This is a genomic window from Nocardia sp. NPDC055002 (assembly GCF_053608825.1).
The window spans coordinates 435,084-451,633 of the sequence record NZ_JBSGWE010000003.1; the positions used below are offsets into that span (position 1 = coordinate 435,084).

Consider the following 16,550-nt stretch of genomic DNA (forward strand, 5'->3'; position numbering starts at 1 on the left):
GGCCTACCGAATCCGCCGCTTCCACCTGGGCGGCAACCGGTGGGTAGCCGTCGCCACAATCCGCGCCCACATCCCCAACGCCCACTTGATGTCACCCAACGACCTGAGCCTGGCGATGGAGGCAATCCAGGCGACCGTTGACGCGACCTTCAACAACGGCAGTCCCTTGCTCAGCGGTGACCGCTTCCTGGTCGATGTGGAGTTCACGACCGACGCCGCGGCCGCCGATACGGTCCTGGATCCCAGTCGGCCTGCCGGCATCGCCAACACGCTCCGTGACCACATGGGGCTGTTCCCAGCGCCGACCGGACAATCCCTCAGCCCGAACGATCTTCGCGAAATCAGCAACGACATCGCCCGCGCGAATACACCGTCGAGAATCGCTGATCCCGCCGATTCCCGGGTGATCGATCATCGCGAACTCGCCGACGTCGAGGATCCCCTGCACCAGACTCGGATCGAAGACTCGCTCCGCGCGGGCAACGGCTTCATCCAAGGCGCGGACCCACGCACCCATCCGTACGGACAGTTGACCAACGATGGCGGGCGTACTGTCCCGGGCCGCGGCAACAACTGCCTCGACTGCTCGCTCTCCGCCTTGTCGTCGTTCTTCGGCCTCCCTCGCGTGTCCGCGCCCCGGTGGCCCGACCAATTGCCGAATGGGCAGCTGGACAACGTGTCAGGAGAATGGAACGGTCGCAGTCGTGCCGCAGCCTGCCTGGGCGCGAACTGGGCGTCATATTCTGGAATGCCGATTCCGGACCAGTACCAGGCGTTGCACAACTACATCGCCGGACTCGGTCCTGGTTCCGCGGCCATGGTCGGGACCAGGTGGCATGCGCGCGATCAGAACGGCAACAAGCTCTACAACAACGACGGCTCACCGGTGTTCCGCGGCGGTCACGCGACAGTGATCGTCTTCCCGCCGGGAGCGACAGGACCGGTGTGGTGGGATCCGCAGTCCGGGCAAACGTTCGATGCTCCACCGGCATACCTGACCAACGACTCAGCGGCGTTGGAGTGCATACCCATCGACGCAAACGGAGGATCGCCCCATGGCGGAACCAGTACCCACCCGGGAACAGGCCAGACATTTGCTGGCCCAAGTGTTCGGTCCGAGCCAGGAGTACAGCATCCTGGAGAGCAAGCACGGCTGGGTATGTCAGCCGATGCTGTCGCCGGAGGAGGACGCCCAGAGGGGAATGGGCTTGGGGAACTACGTGATCAACAAACATACGGGGGTGATCACGGCGCACTCGAGCATGGCGATGCCGGTGATCGCGGAGGAATTCGACGCGACGACGGAAGCGGGCCTGCCACCCCAGGGCTACCAGATCCATCCGAAACAGCGCCGAATTCACCTGACTCGTCGGTTCGAGGACCAGAACACGATCGTGTACCGAGTACACCTGACCTTCTTGGAGAGCCCGGACGATCCAGGAATGACTCAGGAAGTCGAGATCACCAAGAATCCGATACGCCACCGGCCCACGGACCGAGTCTCGGCAGTAGCGACGTCATGGGCGTACGAGCAGAGCCGGAACACGGGGACGTGGCCCGCGGAGGGAACGATCGAGCAGTAGGCGATTCACCGAGCGATTCCACCCCTGCGGCGACCGAACCCCCAGCCTCACCCAGCGATGGAGCGCCAACTACTCGAGGAACCGCACCCCAAGCGACAGACGGCACCACGGCGCCGACGTCACAGTCATCGGTCAATCAGACTCCGGGACCCCAGCCCGCCGGCCAGACCCCGACTTCGCTGCCTCCGTCGACCACCACACCACCCACGACTCCGGGTACCTCACCAGCACCTGTCAACAGCACAACGCCCGCTGCTCACCAGTCGTCTACGCCGGCGCAATCAACCCCGACACCACAGCAAGTAGACAACGCCAATCAGTCACGCGCAGCGCGCGAGAACCTGCGTTCCCAGCATCCTGACGGAGGAGTGCGCCAGGTCGCCAACCCACAGGGTGGACGCAGCTTCACCTGGGGCAGATTCACCACCGCTTTCGCGGCGCCGGTGTCGGTGCTCCGAGTCGGCGTCCGTGTAACCGGCAACCTCGATCCGGCGGTCGTCCAAGCGCTCCTGGAGCAGGCCCAACTCGCCGTCGACCTGCACTTCAACCGAGGCGAGCAACTCCTGTCCGGCGACTGGATGATGGTCGACCTGGTCCCGGTCAGCGACCCTGCAGCGGCGGACATGACCATCGATCTCGATCCGTCCAACCCCCACAGCACGCCTGTCGACGCCGACCTCGACACCCTCACCGAGCTGCTGCGAGAACAGCTCGGACTGCCTCCCGGCGGCACCGACCTGGATGTGGACGACATCCGCGATTTGAGCAACAGCATCGCTCGCGCCAATACACCGGCAGCTCTCGACGGTCTCCCGGATACCCGTGTCGAGGGACCCGAGCGGCTCGACAGCCTCGAACACGCCGAGTACCAGCACGACGTGGAAGATGCTCTGCGAGATGGCAACCGGTTCTTGGTCGGCGCCGACCCGCGGACCAACGACTACGGGCGCCTGATCAACGATGGCGGGCCGAGCGTTCAGGGCAGGAGCAACAACTGCCTCGACGGATCTCTGGCCGCATTGTCATCGTTCAACGGCAGGCCCGAAGTCGGTTCACCGCGCTGGCCCGACCTCGACGCCGACGGGAACCTCGACACCCGGTCAGGCGAGCAAAGCGGGATCGATCGAGCAACCGCCTGGTTGGGCGGTTCGTGGCAGCTCGGTGACAGCAACCTTGCGGTCTCGGCTCAGTTCCAGGCGCTGCACGACCAGATTCGCAGCATGGGTCCAGGAGCGTCAGCGCTGGTCGTCAACACCTGGCACGCGCGAGACGAAAAGACTGGTGAACTGCTGTACGAGTCGGACGGTTCGCCCACGATCGACGGTTCCCACGCGACCGTCATCGTCTATCCGCACGGCGCTGCGGGTCCGGTGTGGTGGGATCCGCAGACATCCGAATACTCGGACACGCCACCGCACAACCTGACCAGCGGGTCGGTCGAACTCTGGTCGATGCCCGTCGATACCCAAGGAGTAGCCAATGCCGGTTCCACCGCTGGTCACCAAGGAACAAGTGCGGGAATTCCTAGCGGAAGCGTTTCCAACCCAGACCTTCTCGGTGATCGAGTTCAACCACGGGTGGGTGTGCCGACCGGAGCTGAGCCCGGAACAGAAAGCAGCGGGCCAGGGACTCGGCCAGACGAGCTACGTCCTGGACAAACAGACCGGGGTAGTGACAGTGCACCCCAGCCTGCACCCGTGGACGATCGGCGAGACGTACGACCAGGCGATCGAGACCGGTCAGCCGGTGAACGGGCGTCAGATCTATCCCAAACGCCGACGGGCGGCGTTCCATCGACTGACGGAGAACAGCGAAACGATCACCTACCAAGTGACCGTGACGTCGTTGATCAATCCGCCGGAACAAACCGAGACGTACCAGCTGACGTTCAACAAACAAACCCTGAAAAGGGATCGACGCGGACCCATGGACTCACTGGTGATCTCGAAAGCCCAGTGGCTCAACCGCAGGCAACAGAGTTGGCCGACGGACGGGGCGATCGAGGACTAGTCAGTCCGACCGCATCGGATCAGCGAGGGCTCGACGATACCCCTACCGGTGTTCTTCGACCGGATGCGGGAGACCCCGACACGGGTCGTTCAGACGATGACCTCGAACGCGAGCCCAGGTTCAGCATGGTGGATGCCGCGGCAGCCGAGGTGTCCGATCTGGTCGAGCTCCAAAGGCTGGCCAGGCGCGCCGCGAACGTCGGATGGAAGACGATGGGCGGTGCGCTGGATTTCACGGTCGGAGAGCAGACCGGAACATTCGCCGGATTCAGCGGCACTGCCGACGTGTCCAGGAACGCAGCGGCCGGCACGCAACTTCCACCGATAGCTCCCCCCTCGCAGAACAATTCGATCGTTCCCGATATCAGCGAGGACGAGATTCGAAGGAATGATGCGGAAAACAACCTGCTCGAGCATCTCCATTCACAGCTCAGCGAGCAGTACCCGCTGGATGAGAACAATCAAAATCAGGTATCGGGCCGCGTCCGACTTTTCTCCGAACAAGAGCCCTGCCAATCATGCAATCCGACAATTCGCGCATTTCAGAGGATGTATCCGAACATCGAAGTAGAAGTGTACTATGTCCTCCCGTACCCCCCGCTGCGTCGCGATAGACCGACACTGTAACTCGCGCGAAGGAATACAATATGACGTACATACAAGATATTGCCCGACCGCTGACGGAATCCGGTCTCGTCGCCCCCGAAGCCATCAAAGGATGCACCCCGCAAGAGGTTGATTCCCTGATGGAGGCTCAACACGTATCGCACATACCCGAATCCTATAGGGAATTCTTGTTATTCGGCGGCCGCGATCCATACTGGCTCAACCGTGGTGGCGAGTGGGACTACGACTGGCTGCTCGAAGGAAAGGAAATTGCCCGCGAAATTGTCGAGGACGACTACCACGAAGATTTCACACCGTTTGCCGAGTCGTTCATTTTCCAAACCCACCAGGGCTACATGTTCAACTTTTTTCGCCAGGAGGACCTGGAAGATCCTGACCCGTACTTCTGGATCTACACCGGCGACAGACCTCTCCGAAAAAGCACTACCCGTTTCACCGCTTGGATCAACATTCTCGCCGAGGAGCTCCCCCGCGCGATCGAGCTGAGAAATCGAATGCATGGCAACTGAGGTGAACCGGATCGATGCCGAACTCCAGGCGTTGATTTCCGGGGGTGCGGGTGGCGGGGATGGCGATACGGGGGCATCGGGCCGATGGGGTCTGGCCCAAGGCTGGTGTTCACCAGGCGTGAGGGGTCGGGTGCGGGCGTAGGGTCGCGTTCATGGCTTGCAAGATCACCGAACTCGTCATCGATTGCGCCGACCCGGAACTGCTGGCGGGCTTCTGGTGCGAAGTGCTCGGCTATGTCGTCCTCGACCGGGACGAGGGTGACGTCCAGATCGGCGCGCCGGGAACCGAATTCGGCGGACCGCAACCCACTCTGTTGTTCAGCCTGAGCACCGACCCCAGGCGGGGGAAACTGCCGATGCACCTCGATGTGAACGCGACCGACCGCGATCAGGACGAAGAACTTCAACGTCTGCTCGGTGCGGGCGCCCGCAAGGTCGACATCGGACAGACCGGCGCCGAAACCTGGCACGTGCTGGCCGACACCCCGAGGGCAACGAATTCTGTCTGTTGCGGCGGCGTGTGGGGACAGCCTGAGCCACCCGGCGTTCGGGTCTACCGACCGGCTCCGGCCGACGGCCATCGCTCAGGCGGGGATCGGGTCGGATCCGTCGAAGGGTGGGTAGGTGTCGCTGGTGGTGCGTTCGGCGGCGGCGATGTAGACGGCCAGGGCGTCGCGGGATTGTGTGAGGCGGTCGATTTGGTCGTCGAGGCGGTGGAGGCGGGTTCGCATGGCGGACAGCAGGTCTGGGCAGGCGGGGAGGGTGGGGGTTTCGCCTTCCGCGCAGGGTAGGAGGTAGGCGATGTCTTCGGAGGACAGGCCGGCGCCGAGCAGGTGGCGGATCTGTTTCACGCGTAGCGGGGCGGTGTCGTCGTATTCGCGGTAGCCGTTCGGGCTGCGTTCGGCGACCATCAGGCCCTGGGCTTCGTAGTAGCGCAGTTGGTGGGCGTTGACGCCCGTGCGGGTACTCAGTTCGCCGATTCGCATCGCAACCTCACTTGACCTTCATACCGGTATCAACGTTGATGATGCTGCCATGCACAACGCAACCGAAACACCTGTGACTGTCATCGGGCTCGGCCTCATGGGTCGATCGCTCGCCGGCGCGTTCCTCGCGGCCGGGCATCCCACCACCGTCTGGAATCGGACGCCCGCCAAGGCCGACCGGCTGGTGGCCGAGGGTGCGCGACTCGCGCCGACCATCGGTGCCGCCCTGCGGGCGAGCGCGATCACGATCGTCTGCGTCACCGACTACCCGGCCGTGCGCGATCTGTTCGCCGCGAGCGATGTCGACGGCACGACCCTGCTCAACCTCACCTCGGGCGACTCCGCCCAGGCCCGCGAAACGGCCCGCTGGTTCGAACAGCGCGGCGCCCGCTACCTCGACGGCGCGATCATGGCCATCCCGCAGGCGATCGGAACTCCCGACGCGGTAGTTCTGCACAGCGGTCCACAGGCCGACTTCGACGCACACCGGAAAACCCTCGAGGCACTCGGCACCGTCACCTATCTCGGCGCCGACCACGGCCTAGCGGCCCTGTACGACGTGGCGGGTCTGACCATGATGTGGAGCGTCCTCAACGCCTGGCTCCAGGGCACCGCCATGCTCCGAACCGCCGGTGTCGACGCCGCGACGTTCGCCCCGTTCGCGCAGATGATGGCGGCCGGGGTGGCCACCTGGCTGCCCGGGTACGCCGAGCAGATCGACAGCGGTTCCTATCCCGCCACGGTGGCGGCCCTGGAGACCGACGCGCGAACGATGGCGCACCTGATCGAGGAGTGCGAGGCGCTCGGCGTCAACGCCGAGCTCCCGAAGCTGTTCAAGGCCATGGCAGACCGCTCTATCGCCGCAGGTCACGGCGGTGAACAGTATCCCGTGCTGATCGAAGAGTTCGCCAAGCCGCGCACCGACTGACGCGCACCGTGTGAGCGAGAGCCAGCCCGGCTGACTCCGCGTGCAGAAGCGACGATGCGGCCACGCAGCACCGGCATCGCCCAGCCTCGGCGTCCTACCCGTTCACCACGTCGGCGAGCGTGATGATGGCCTGCTCCCAGAGTTCAGCGAAGCGCGCGGCCTGGTCTTCGGTGAACAGGGACGCGCTCCAGCGGAAGTTGGTTGTCAGGGCCGGACCTTCGGGGGTGGTGCCGATGCCCGCGATGACGTCGACCGCGTAGCGCAGGGGTAGGTCTGGTTCCGGGTCCAGCGGAAGCGCTGTGTCGTGTTCGCCGACGAGCAGCGACCAGGGGTCGGATTCGTTGCCGCTGAGGTCGATTCGGCCGAGGTAGTTGAATTCGACCTGGGGTTCGGCGGCGGACCGGAGTTCCGCCGCGCGGTTGACGTAGCGCAGCAGACCGTAATCCAATCCCTGGTTGGGGATTTCGCGCAGGTGCGTCGAGACGGAGCCGAGCAGAGCACGGGCGGCAGCCGGGTCCGCTTGCGCGCGTGCGATATCCACCGCGTTGTCACCGACGCCGAGGCGGACGGGGAAGACGCTGGTGAACCAGCCGAGGGTGTTGGCCGTGTCGGTGCCGAGGGTGGTGTCGGCGCGGCCGTGACCCTCCATGGCGATCAAGGCGCCTGCGGCCGGGTCGTTTCCGTTGTCGGCGTGCAGCGAGGCCATGGTCATGGTGAGGGCGGTGAGCAGGAACTCGCGGACACCCTCGTCCTTGCCGACGCGGTCGAGGAGACGGTCGGTGACCGCCACCGGCGTCGCGACGGTGCTGACGCGCAGGCTGGACCAGGTGTCGGTGGCCGGTGCGGGATGCCGGGAGCCGAGGGCAGAGTCGGGCTCTCTGACCTGCGTGGCCCAGTAGTCGCGCTGGGCAAGGACTTCCGGTGCGGAAGCGCGCTGCCACATGGCCTCGGACCACTGCCGGTAGGAGGTGAACTCGGGCAGCATCTTCGGCGTCACGCCCGCTTGGATCTGCTGCCAGGCGGCGGCGAGGGCATCGAGCATGATGTGCCAGGACACGACATCGACCGCGAGGTGGTGCACCGCGAGCAGCAGGATGTCGTCATCGGCGCCGGAGCCCGGCACGCCGGCCGGATCAGCCGCGCCTGCGACTTCGGCAGCATCACCCGCGAACCACACTGCCCGAACCATTTCCCCGGCCCGCGGGTCGATCGCGTCGTTGGCGATCCGCGCGTATTTCGTGATGGCCGTGTCGAGTTCGGTGCCGCTGAGCCCTCGCGGTGCTTCGATGACGAGGTCGCCGGCGTTCACCACGCCGGGCGCGCGCGTGACCATGCGCGGGCCGTCCGGTGTATCGGTGAGCACCGCGCGCAGGGTGTCGTGCGCGTCGAGCAGCGCCTGGAGAGTGGATTCCAGTGCCGCACGGTCGATTCCGGCAGGCAGACGCAGGAGCGCGGCTTGGGTGAAGCGGCGGTAGTTGCCGTATTCGTACATCCAGGAGACCACCGGCAGCGGCGGGACCACACCGTAGGCGTCGGCGCCGGACTGCGCGGCGGCGGCCGGTGCGTCATCGACGGCGGCGGCGAGTTCGCGGATGGTCGGGCAGGCCAGCACCATGCGCGGATTGAGGGCGAGGCCGCGGCGGCGGGCCTTGTTGACCAGCGAGATCGCGACGATGCTGTCGACGCCGAGTTCGTAGAAGTCGGCGTCGATGCCGGGCGCACGGCCGTCGAAGAGTTCGGCGAACAGCTCGCTGAGCGCGATCTCGGTGGGCGTCTCGGCGGCCGCGTTGCTGTCGGCGACCGACAGCGACTGCTCGGCGAGCTCGTTCAGCGCGGGACTGTCGAGCTTGCCGTTGACGTTCACCGGCAGCTGGTCCATCACGACGATCCGCGCGGGAATCATGTACGCGGGCAGGCGTTGCGCGAGATCGGCACGCACGCGGCTGACGATCACGGCCCGTCCGGCCTTGCCGACGACGAAGCCGACCAGCGAGGCGCCACCGGCACGGCGCACCACGGTCACCGCGGCGGTGTCGATATCGGCCGAACGCCGCAGCGCGGTCTCGATCTCACCGACCTCGATCCGATAGCCGCGCACCTTCACCTGGGCGTCGGCGCGGCCGAGGTAACCGAAGCGGCCACCCGGGAGCCGGCGCACGAGGTCGCCGGTGCGGTACATGCGCGCACCGGGGCGCGTCGGGTCGGCGACGAAACGGTCCGCGGTGATGGCGGGCTTGCCGAGGTAGCCGCGGGCCAGCTGCACGCCCGACAGGTAGAGCTCGCCGACGATGCCCTGCGGGACCGGTCGCAGCCGGGAGTCGAGCACGTAGCCGACCATGCCACCGTTGGCGGTGCCGATCGTGGGGATTTCCGAGGTGGCGACGGGCGCGACCACCGCTTCGACCGTCGTCTCGGTGGGTCCGTAGCAGTTGTACACAGCCGTTGCGGGGAGCGCGCGCAACCGCGCCCACAGGGCGGTGTCGATCGCCTCGCCGCCGAGAGCCAGCACCGGCAGTTCGCGATCGAGCAGGCCCGCCGCCGCCAGCTGGGCGAGCATCGACGGGGTCGTGTCGATCATGTCGATGTCGAATTCGGCCATGCCGGAGACGATTCGGTGCGCGTCGCGCATCTCCTCGGCGTCGAACAGGTGCAGCGCCTGCCCGGCGAAGAACCCGACCATCGGCTGCCAGGAGGCATCGAAGCCGAGCGACCAGGCGTGCGCGATCCGCAGGGGGCGGCCGAGCTTTTCCATGGCCGGGCGGTAGAAGCGCTCGAGGTGGTCGGCGAAGTAGCCCGCCAGGGCGGCGTTCGTGCCGACGACGCCCTTGGGTTCGCCGGTGGAGCCGGAGGTGAAGATGATGTAGGCGCTGTGGTCGAGTTCGCGATTCACCGCTGGGGCCTGTGCGGGCCGGGCCGCGACCCGCGCGATGACGGCAGGCTCGTCGAGCGCCAATACCGGCACCGATCGGTCGGCCGTGGTGTCGGCGACAGGCTCGGTGAAGCCGTCGAGCAGCGTCCGATCTCGGTCGAGGACGACGGCGAGGACCGGGTTCGACTGGCGCAGAATCGAGGCGATCCGGGCAGCCGGGAGCGTGATGTCGACCGGGACGTACGCCGCGCCCGCGGCGAACGTCGCCAGGATGGTGATGATCGAGCGCGGGCTGCGCGGGAGCATCAGGGCGACAACGGTTTCCGGGCCGACACCGTGCGCGGCGAACTCTCCGGCCAACCGGCAGGCTTCCTCGTGCAGCGCACGGTAGGTGAACACCTCGCCCGAGGTGGTGGTGAGGGCGATCGCGTCCGGGGTGGCGGTGGTCTGCCGCTCGAACAGTTCCCACGGGGTGGCGGTCGGCGGCGCAGTGGTATCCGTTGCGGCGCTGCGGAGTTCGGCGTGCTCGGCCTCGGTGAGCAGGTCGATCGCATCGGTGGTCGCGGAGGCGTCGAGGGTCGGCAGGGTGCGCAGGACGGTCAGCATCCGGGCGCCGAGGTCGGCGGGGTCGAGGTGTCCCAGGAGCGCGGGAATCGCTTCGACGAGGACGAGCAGTTCGCCGTCGCTCAGGTGGGAGACGACCGTGAGCGGGTAGTGCGCGAGGCTTTCCATCTCGATCGGCCGGAACCGGGCGCCGTCGGGGGCGGTGACCGTCTGGATGGCGTCGTCGATGGGGGCGTTCTCGAACACGAACAGGGTGTCGAACAGGGCGCCGTGACCGGCCGCGCGTTGCAGGGTCGACAGGCTGAGATACCCGATGTCGCGCATGGTTGCCGAATCGCGTTGCAGGCGTGCGCATTGCGCGACGACCGGCTCGGCGGAGTCGAGGCGGTGCACGACCGGGACGGTGTTGATGAACAGCCCGACCATGCCCTCGACGCCCGCGAGCTTCTCGGGGCGGCCGGAGATGGTGGTGCCGTAGACCACGTCTCGACGGTCGGTGATGCGGCCGAGCAGCAGCGTCCAGGCGAACTGGACGGCGGTGTTCAGCGTCATCCCGTTGGTGCGCGCCCACTGTTGCAGCCGGTCGGTTTCGGTGGCGGACAGCCGGAGTCGCGTGGTCTGCGGAACCGCGGAGCCGCGATCGCCGGTGCCGTCGGCCAATACCAGCGGTGCGCTGACCTGCTGCAAGTACTCGGCCCAGCGGCGGGCCGCGGCGTCGTGGTCCTGCGCACCGAGCCAACCGATGTAGTCACGGTAGGGACGGGGCGCGGGCAGACCGTCGAGGGTGCCGCCCGCCCGGTAGACGGCGAGCAGTTCGGTGAAGAACACCGCGACCGCCCAGCCGTCCATCAGGATGTGGTGCGCGGTGAGGATCATCCGCTTGCGCGGCTCGGGCGCGTCGGTGACGTCGAGCAGCAGCACCCGCAGGGCGGGACCGCGGCTGAGCGCGAACGGGACGCGTCGCTCGGATTCGGCGATGGCCTCGAATTCCGTGGTGAGCGCGTCTCGTTCGGCCCACGGCAACTCCGCGCGCGAGGGGATGATCTGCACCGGCTTGGGCACGTCGGTGTCCCAGAACGCGGCACGCAGGTTCGGATGACGGTCCAGCATGGCCTGTGCGCTGCGACGCAGCAGGCCGGTGTCGAGCGGGCCGTCGATATCGACCACGAACTGCATCGTGTACAGGTCGATCTCGGTGCCCGTGAGCCGGGAGAGCGAGAACAGCCCCTCCTGCAGCGGACTCAGCGCGAGTACGTCTTCGATCTGCGGCGCACTCATGCTGCGTCCCTTCCTAACTGCTCGTTCATCCCGACGTTCGTGCTCATCCCTGCGCGGACCAGGCGGCCGTCAGCGCGGACAGGGCGTCGGATTCCAGGCCCGACGCGCTCATCGGCGCGTGCGAAACCTGTTCGGGCTCATCGGCTTGCGTCGCGTCACCGGCGGCGGCGTCGACGGCAGCGGCCAGTTCGGTGATCGTGGCGCATTCGAACACCATCTGCGGTGACAGCGGCAGGCCGAGGGCATCGGCGCGGGCCGACCACTGGATGGAGATGACGCTGTCGCCGCCGAGGGCGAAGAAGTTGTCCTCGCCGACGACGTCGTCGATCTCGAGCAGTTCCTCGATCAGCGCGATCAGGGTGCGCTCGGTGTCGGAGTCGGTCGCCGCACCGGTGGCGACGGCGCTCGCGGCCACCGGGGCGGGGGTGGCCAGCAGACGCTCGAGATCCGCGGCGGGCAGCACACGCAGGTCGGCGACCGGCAGATCCGGCGTTTCGGCGAAGGCGCGCAGCGTGGCGGCGAGCGCGTCGGCGATCAGCGCGGCCGTGGCCGGGTCGTACAGATCGGCGTTGACGACGACGCGGACGTCCATGCCGCCGTCGGCGGTCACGTTCAGGCTCAGGTTCAGATCCAGGAACGAGACGTCGAAGTCGGCGGGCAGCACGGTGACGGTGCTCTCCCCCGAGGTAGCGAACGGGAGCGTGGTGGGTGCCCAGTCGGCGCCGCGGAAGTGGATCATGCTCTGGAACAACGGGTTCCGCGAGCGCGACCGACGCGGGTTGAGCGCTTCGACCAGGCGCTCGATCGGCAGCTCCTGGTGGGCGTTGGCATCGAGCACCACATTGCGGGCCCGAACCACGGTGTCGCGCAACGTCGGCGCGTTCGACAGGTCGTTGCGCAGCACGACCATGTTGGCGAACAACCCGATCAGCGCCGTCGTCGCCGGATCGGTGCGCGCCGCGACGGGAGTGCCGAGGGTGATGTCGGTGCCACCACCGAGGGTGTGCAGCAGGGTGGCGACCGCGGCCTGGCACACCATGAACTCGGTGGCGCCGCTGCGGACCGCGAGCGATTCGAGCCCGGAGCGCACGGCGGCGGGCAGCGAGAAGGTCACCACCTCGCCGCGCTTGCCGAGCACCGGCGGACGCTGCCGATCGTGGGCGACCGCGATCTCCTCGGGAACGTTCGCGAGCATGGCCCGCCAGTACTCGATCTGGTCGGTGGCGAACGCGCTCGGCGCGGCCTGGTCGAACAGTTCACGCTGCCACAGCGCGTAGTCGGCGAACTGGACCGGCAGCGGCGCCCAGTCCGGGGCGCCGCCCTGTTCGCTGCGAGCCCGGTAGGCGGCGGTGAGGTCGTCGAGCAGCACGCCGAAGGAGGCGTGGTCGGCGACGATGTGGTGCACCAGCAGCGAGAGCACGTGGGCGCCCGCGTCGAGCACGAGCAGTTCGGCGCGGATCAGCGGCTCACCGTCGAGGGTGAAGTGGTAGTCGGCGATCTCGGCGAGTGCCTCGGTGAGCTGGTCGGCGGCGATCTCGCGCACCGGCAGCGGGACCGGGGCGGCGGGGTGCACCACCTGGTAGGGCACGCCGTCGTGTTCGGGGAAGGTGGTGCGCAGCGACTCGTGCCGGGCAACGACGTCATCGAGCGCGGCACGCAGGGCCGCGATGTCGAGTGCGCCGTCGAAGCGCAGGGCCAGCGGCAGGTTGCCGACCGAGCCCGCACCCTCCATCCGGTACTGGAACCACATCGCCAGCTGCGAGTACGACAGCGGAACGCGCTCGCCGCGCGGGCGCGTACCGATCGCGGGGCGAGTGGACCGCACCGGTCCGGCGGTCGCGGAATCCGCCGTCGCGGTTTCCGCGGGCGCGCTCTCGGCGGGGGCGTCCTCGACATCGTTGTCGACGGCGTCGAGGTCGATATCGAACTCCGCCAGGAAGCGAGCGACCAGGTTTGCGGCCAGGGCGGCGGGGGTCGGGCTGTCGAACACGACGCGCACGTCGAGTTCGATGCCGAACTCCGCGCGGACCTGGGCCACCAGGCGGGCCGCGAGCAGGGAGTGCCCGCCGAGTTCGAAGAACGAGTCCTCCGCACTGACCTCGTCGAGGTTGAACAGCGCGCCGAACAGGGCGCACACCTTGCGTTCGGTGGCCGTGGCCGGGGCGCGGTGGGTGCGCACCACGGCGGGGGTCGCCGCGGGCAGGGCGCGCTTGTCGAGCTTGCCGTTGACGGTCAGCGGGATCTCGGGGATCACCGCGAACGCGCTGGGCACCATGTATTCCGGCAGTCCGCCTGCCGCGAACGCGTGGACCTGTTCGAGGTCGACGGTGCCCTCGGCGGGCACCACATAGGCGGCGAGCATCGCGCCGATGGCGGGGTCTTCGGTCACCACGACCACGCAGTGGGCGACGGCGGGATGCACGGCGATCGCGGCCTCGACCTCGCCGAGCTCGATGCGGAAACCACGCACCTTCACCTGTTCGTCGGCGCGGCCGACGAACTCGAGCTCGCCGAAGGTGTTGCGGCGCACCAGGTCACCGGAGCGGTACATGCGGGCACCCATCGCGGGGCCGCCCTCGGCCGCGGCGAACGGGTCGGCGACGAAACGCTGCGCGCTCAGCGCGGGACGGTCCAGGTAGCCGCGGGCGAGCTGGTCGCCACCGAGGTAGAGCTCACCGACGACGCCGTCGGGCACCAGCTGCAATGCCTCGTCGAGGACGTAGGTGTAGACGTTGCGGTTGGGGATGCCGATCGGCACCACGCCGGTGCCCTGCGGTCCCGCGACCGGCATATGGGTCGAGCAGACGACGGCCTCGGTCGGTCCGTAGTGATTGCGGAGTTCGGCCTCCAGCGTGTTGAAGAACCGGTCCGCGACCTCGCCGGGCAGCGCCTCGCCGCCGACGGGGATCTGGCGCAGCGACTGCCATTCGCTGATCTCGGGCAGCAGCAGGAACGTGCTCAGCATCGACGGCACCATGTGCAGCACCGTCACCTGGCGGCGGGTGATGAGGTCGGCGACGTAGCGGATATCGCGGAAAGCGTTGGGCTTGGGCACGATCAGCTGCGCACCGACCGTGAGGGTGATCGCGATGTCGACCAGCGAGGCGTCGAAACTCACCGACGACGACTGCATCAGGCGGTCGGCGGCGGTCATGTTCCAGTCGGCGGTGAAGCAGACGATGTGTTCGGCGATCGCGTTGTGCGGCACCGGAACACCCTTGGGCTTGCCGGTGGAGCCGGAGGTGTAGATGACGTAGGCCAGGTTCGCCGGGAGCAGCGGACGCAGGCGCTCGGCATCGGTGGGCGCGGTCGCGGGGAGCCCCGCCGCCATCTCCTCGGCAGCAGCCAATTCGACTGCGCCGAGCAATAATCGAGGGTTCGCGTCCTCGACCAGGTACTCGATGCGATCCTGCGGGTAGGCCGGATCGATCGGGAGATAGGCGCCACCGGCCTTCAGGACGGCGAGCACGGCGACGATGAACTCCACCGAGGTGCCGAAGCGAAGGCCGACGAGGTCCTCGGTACCGATGCCCTGCCCGATCAGCCAGTGGGCCAGGCGATTCGCGCGCGCGTGCAGCGCGGCGTAGGTGAGCTCGGTGTCATCGGAGAGCAGTGCGAGCGCGTCGGGCGCGGCCGCCGCGGCCGATTCCAGCAGCGCGACCAGGGTGGTCGCCGGTTCGTCGACGAGGGCGCCGTGCGAGCGATCCAGCAGGGCCGCGCGGTCGGTGGCACCGAGCATGTCGAGGTTGGCGAGCCTGCGTCGCGGCTCGCGCAACGCACTGTCGAGGAGCTGACCGAAGTGCGCGAGCAACTGGTCGACGAGTGCCTCGGCCAGCACATCGGTCTGGTACTCGGCCTCCACCACCGCGGTGCCGTCGGCCTCGAGCACGATGGCCAGCGCCAACGGCACCTGCGCGCTCGCCGCGCCGAGTTCGAGCTGGGTGGAGCTCACGCCGTCGAGGGCGAAACCGTCGGCGCTCTTGCGCACCGAGAAACCGAGGCGGACCAGCTGATCCAAGCCGTCGCGGCCTGCCACCCGATCCGGGTTCGCCTCGCGGACGACACGATCGATACCGACGCCACGGTGCGCGAAGGCACCGGTGCAGGTGTCGCGGACCGCGGCGACGAGCTGGGCGAAGTCGGCATGGGCGCCCATGGTGGCGCGCAGCAGCAGAGTATTGCCGAAATAGCCGATGAGCTGTTCGGTGCCCGCGGGGCGATCGGTCACCGGGATGGAGACGAGGAAGTCGTCGACGGCGGTGTAGCGGTGGATCAGCGCGTCGAAACCGGCGAGCAGCACCATGAACGGGGTCGCGGCCTGTTCGCGGGCGAACTGTTCGGTGCGGGTGACGAGCTCGGCCGGCAGACGGTGGGTGCGGCGCTGGGCATTGCGGCCGGGGGTGGCCGAGGCGGAGCCCGGCAGTTCGAGGGGTTCGGGCAGCGGGCGCAGGGCCTCGCGCCAGAACGCCACATCGGCCTCGGCGGGTTCCTCGGTCGACGCGATCGCGGCGAACTGCACCGTGTCACGGCCGGCGCCGCCACCCTCGGCCGCGTTCGCTTCGTCGGGCGAGGCGCTGGGCTGCCCGGCCCGGTACGCGGCGTTCAGTTCGGCGAAGAACACCGCCCAGGAATCGTCGTCCCAGGCGATGTGGTGGATGGTGAGGAGCACGACGTGCTCGTCGGTCCCGGTGCGGATCAGCGTGGCGCGCAGCGGGAGTTCGGTGCCGAGCGCGAACGGACGACCGAACTCACGCTGGGCCAGCACCTCCACCCGCAGGTCACGACCCGACTCCGCGAGCTCGGTGAGGTCGTGCGTCGACCATTCGGCCTGTACGTCGGCGGCGAACACCTGGTACGGCGTGCCGTCGACGTCCGCGCCGTAGGTGGTGCGCAGGATGTCGTGGCGAGCCACCACCTGGTCGAACGCCGCGTGCAGACGGTCGGCGTCGAGCGGGCCGGTGAGGCGGTAGGCGACGCAGATGTTGAGGGCGGTGTCGTCGGCGTCGCGGGTCTGCAGGAACCACATGCGGCGCTGGCCGGGGGTGAGCGGGCGCCGCTCCCCCACCGGAATACGCGCTACGGCGACGGGTTCGGCGTTCACCACGGCCATGCCGCGTTCGCGCAGCTTCTGCTGGAGCAGCAGTTTGCGGCGCTCGGCGACGGACAGGGTGGCTTCGGTGTCAGACATGTTCTTCGG

At 67.8% G+C, this 16,550-nt stretch carries 8 protein-coding genes and 2 pseudogenes; 6 read left to right on the top strand and 4 right to left on the bottom strand.

Going from position 1 to position 16,550, the window contains the following annotated elements; genetic code table 11:
* Positions 1-91: 91 nt before the first annotated feature.
* The gene (locus ACWF99_RS14295) at positions 92-517 is read right to left on the bottom strand and encodes a hypothetical protein (protein WP_452536170.1); all 426 of its coding nucleotides are present in this window, start codon (positions 515-517) and stop codon (positions 92-94) included.
* On the opposite strand from ACWF99_RS14295, the pseudogene ACWF99_RS14300 reads away from it, so the two are divergent.
* The 5 genes and pseudogenes from ACWF99_RS14300 to ACWF99_RS14320 all read left to right on the top strand — a co-directional run.
* A pseudogene (locus ACWF99_RS14300) lies at positions 404-955 on the top strand (toxin glutamine deamidase domain-containing protein); the annotation flags it as partial. The gene ACWF99_RS14295 and the pseudogene ACWF99_RS14300 sit on opposite strands and share 114 nt — an antisense overlap.
* A gap of 100 nt (positions 956-1,055) precedes the next feature.
* Entirely contained in the window at positions 1,056-1,583 is a 528-nt protein-coding gene (locus tag ACWF99_RS14305) for a hypothetical protein (protein ID WP_452536172.1), read from the top strand.
* Positions 1,584-1,951: 368 nt separating this feature from the next.
* A complete protein-coding gene (locus ACWF99_RS14310) occupies positions 1,952-4,219 on the top strand; it encodes a toxin glutamine deamidase domain-containing protein (RefSeq protein WP_452536617.1) in 2,268 nt (755 codons plus the stop codon).
* A 20-nt stretch (positions 4,220-4,239) separates the two neighbouring features.
* Positions 4,240-4,728 (top strand): SMI1/KNR4 family protein, encoded by a 489-nt coding sequence (locus ACWF99_RS14315; protein WP_452536174.1) that lies wholly within the window; start codon positions 4,240-4,242, stop codon positions 4,726-4,728.
* Positions 4,729-4,880: 152 nt separating this feature from the next.
* Positions 4,881-5,263: pseudogene (locus ACWF99_RS14320) on the top strand (VOC family protein).
* A 49-nt stretch (positions 5,264-5,312) separates the two neighbouring features.
* On the opposite strand, the gene ACWF99_RS14325 reads toward ACWF99_RS14320, so the two are convergent.
* Positions 5,313-5,714, bottom strand: coding sequence for a MerR family transcriptional regulator (locus ACWF99_RS14325; protein WP_378632214.1), 402 nt, complete (start codon positions 5,712-5,714; stop codon positions 5,313-5,315).
* Between the two features lie 49 nt (positions 5,715-5,763).
* Here ACWF99_RS14325 and ACWF99_RS14330 point away from each other — a divergent pair, with 49 nt between their 5' ends.
* Positions 5,764-6,642, top strand: coding sequence for an NAD(P)-dependent oxidoreductase (locus ACWF99_RS14330; protein ID WP_452536177.1), 879 nt, complete (start codon positions 5,764-5,766; stop codon positions 6,640-6,642).
* A 94-nt stretch (positions 6,643-6,736) separates the two neighbouring features.
* On the opposite strand, the gene ACWF99_RS14335 is transcribed toward ACWF99_RS14330, so the two are convergent.
* The gene (locus ACWF99_RS14335) at positions 6,737-11,353 is read right to left on the bottom strand and encodes an amino acid adenylation domain-containing protein (protein WP_452536179.1); all 4,617 of its coding nucleotides are present in this window, start codon (positions 11,351-11,353) and stop codon (positions 6,737-6,739) included.
* 43 nt (positions 11,354-11,396) lie between these two features.
* Positions 11,397-16,541 carry an amino acid adenylation domain-containing protein gene (locus tag ACWF99_RS14340; RefSeq protein WP_452536181.1) on the bottom strand — a complete coding sequence of 1,715 codons (5,145 nt, stop codon included), beginning with the start codon at positions 16,539-16,541 and terminating at the stop codon, positions 11,397-11,399.
* Positions 16,542-16,550 lie beyond the last annotated feature (9 nt).

Excerpts from the sequence above, each read along its gene's own strand:
- ACWF99_RS14295 (WP_452536170.1), bottom strand. The coding sequence starts at position 517 with ATGGGTGCGTGGGTCCGCGCCTTGGATGAAGCCGTTGCCCGCGCGGAG.
- ACWF99_RS14305 (WP_452536172.1), top strand. The coding sequence starts at position 1,056 with ATGGCGGAACCAGTACCCACCCGGGAACAGGCCAGACATTTGCTGGCC.
- ACWF99_RS14315 (WP_452536174.1), top strand. The coding sequence starts at position 4,240 with ATGACGTACATACAAGATATTGCCCGACCGCTGACGGAATCCGGTCTC.
- ACWF99_RS14325 (WP_378632214.1), bottom strand. The coding sequence starts at position 5,714 with ATGCGAATCGGCGAACTGAGTACCCGCACGGGCGTCAACGCCCACCAA.
- ACWF99_RS14330 (WP_452536177.1), top strand. The coding sequence starts at position 5,764 with ATGCACAACGCAACCGAAACACCTGTGACTGTCATCGGGCTCGGCCTC.
- ACWF99_RS14335 (WP_452536179.1), bottom strand. The coding sequence starts at position 11,353 with ATGAGTGCGCCGCAGATCGAAGACGTACTCGCGCTGAGTCCGCTGCAG.
- ACWF99_RS14340 (WP_452536181.1), bottom strand. The coding sequence starts at position 16,541 with ATGTCTGACACCGAAGCCACCCTGTCCGTCGCCGAGCGCCGCAAACTG.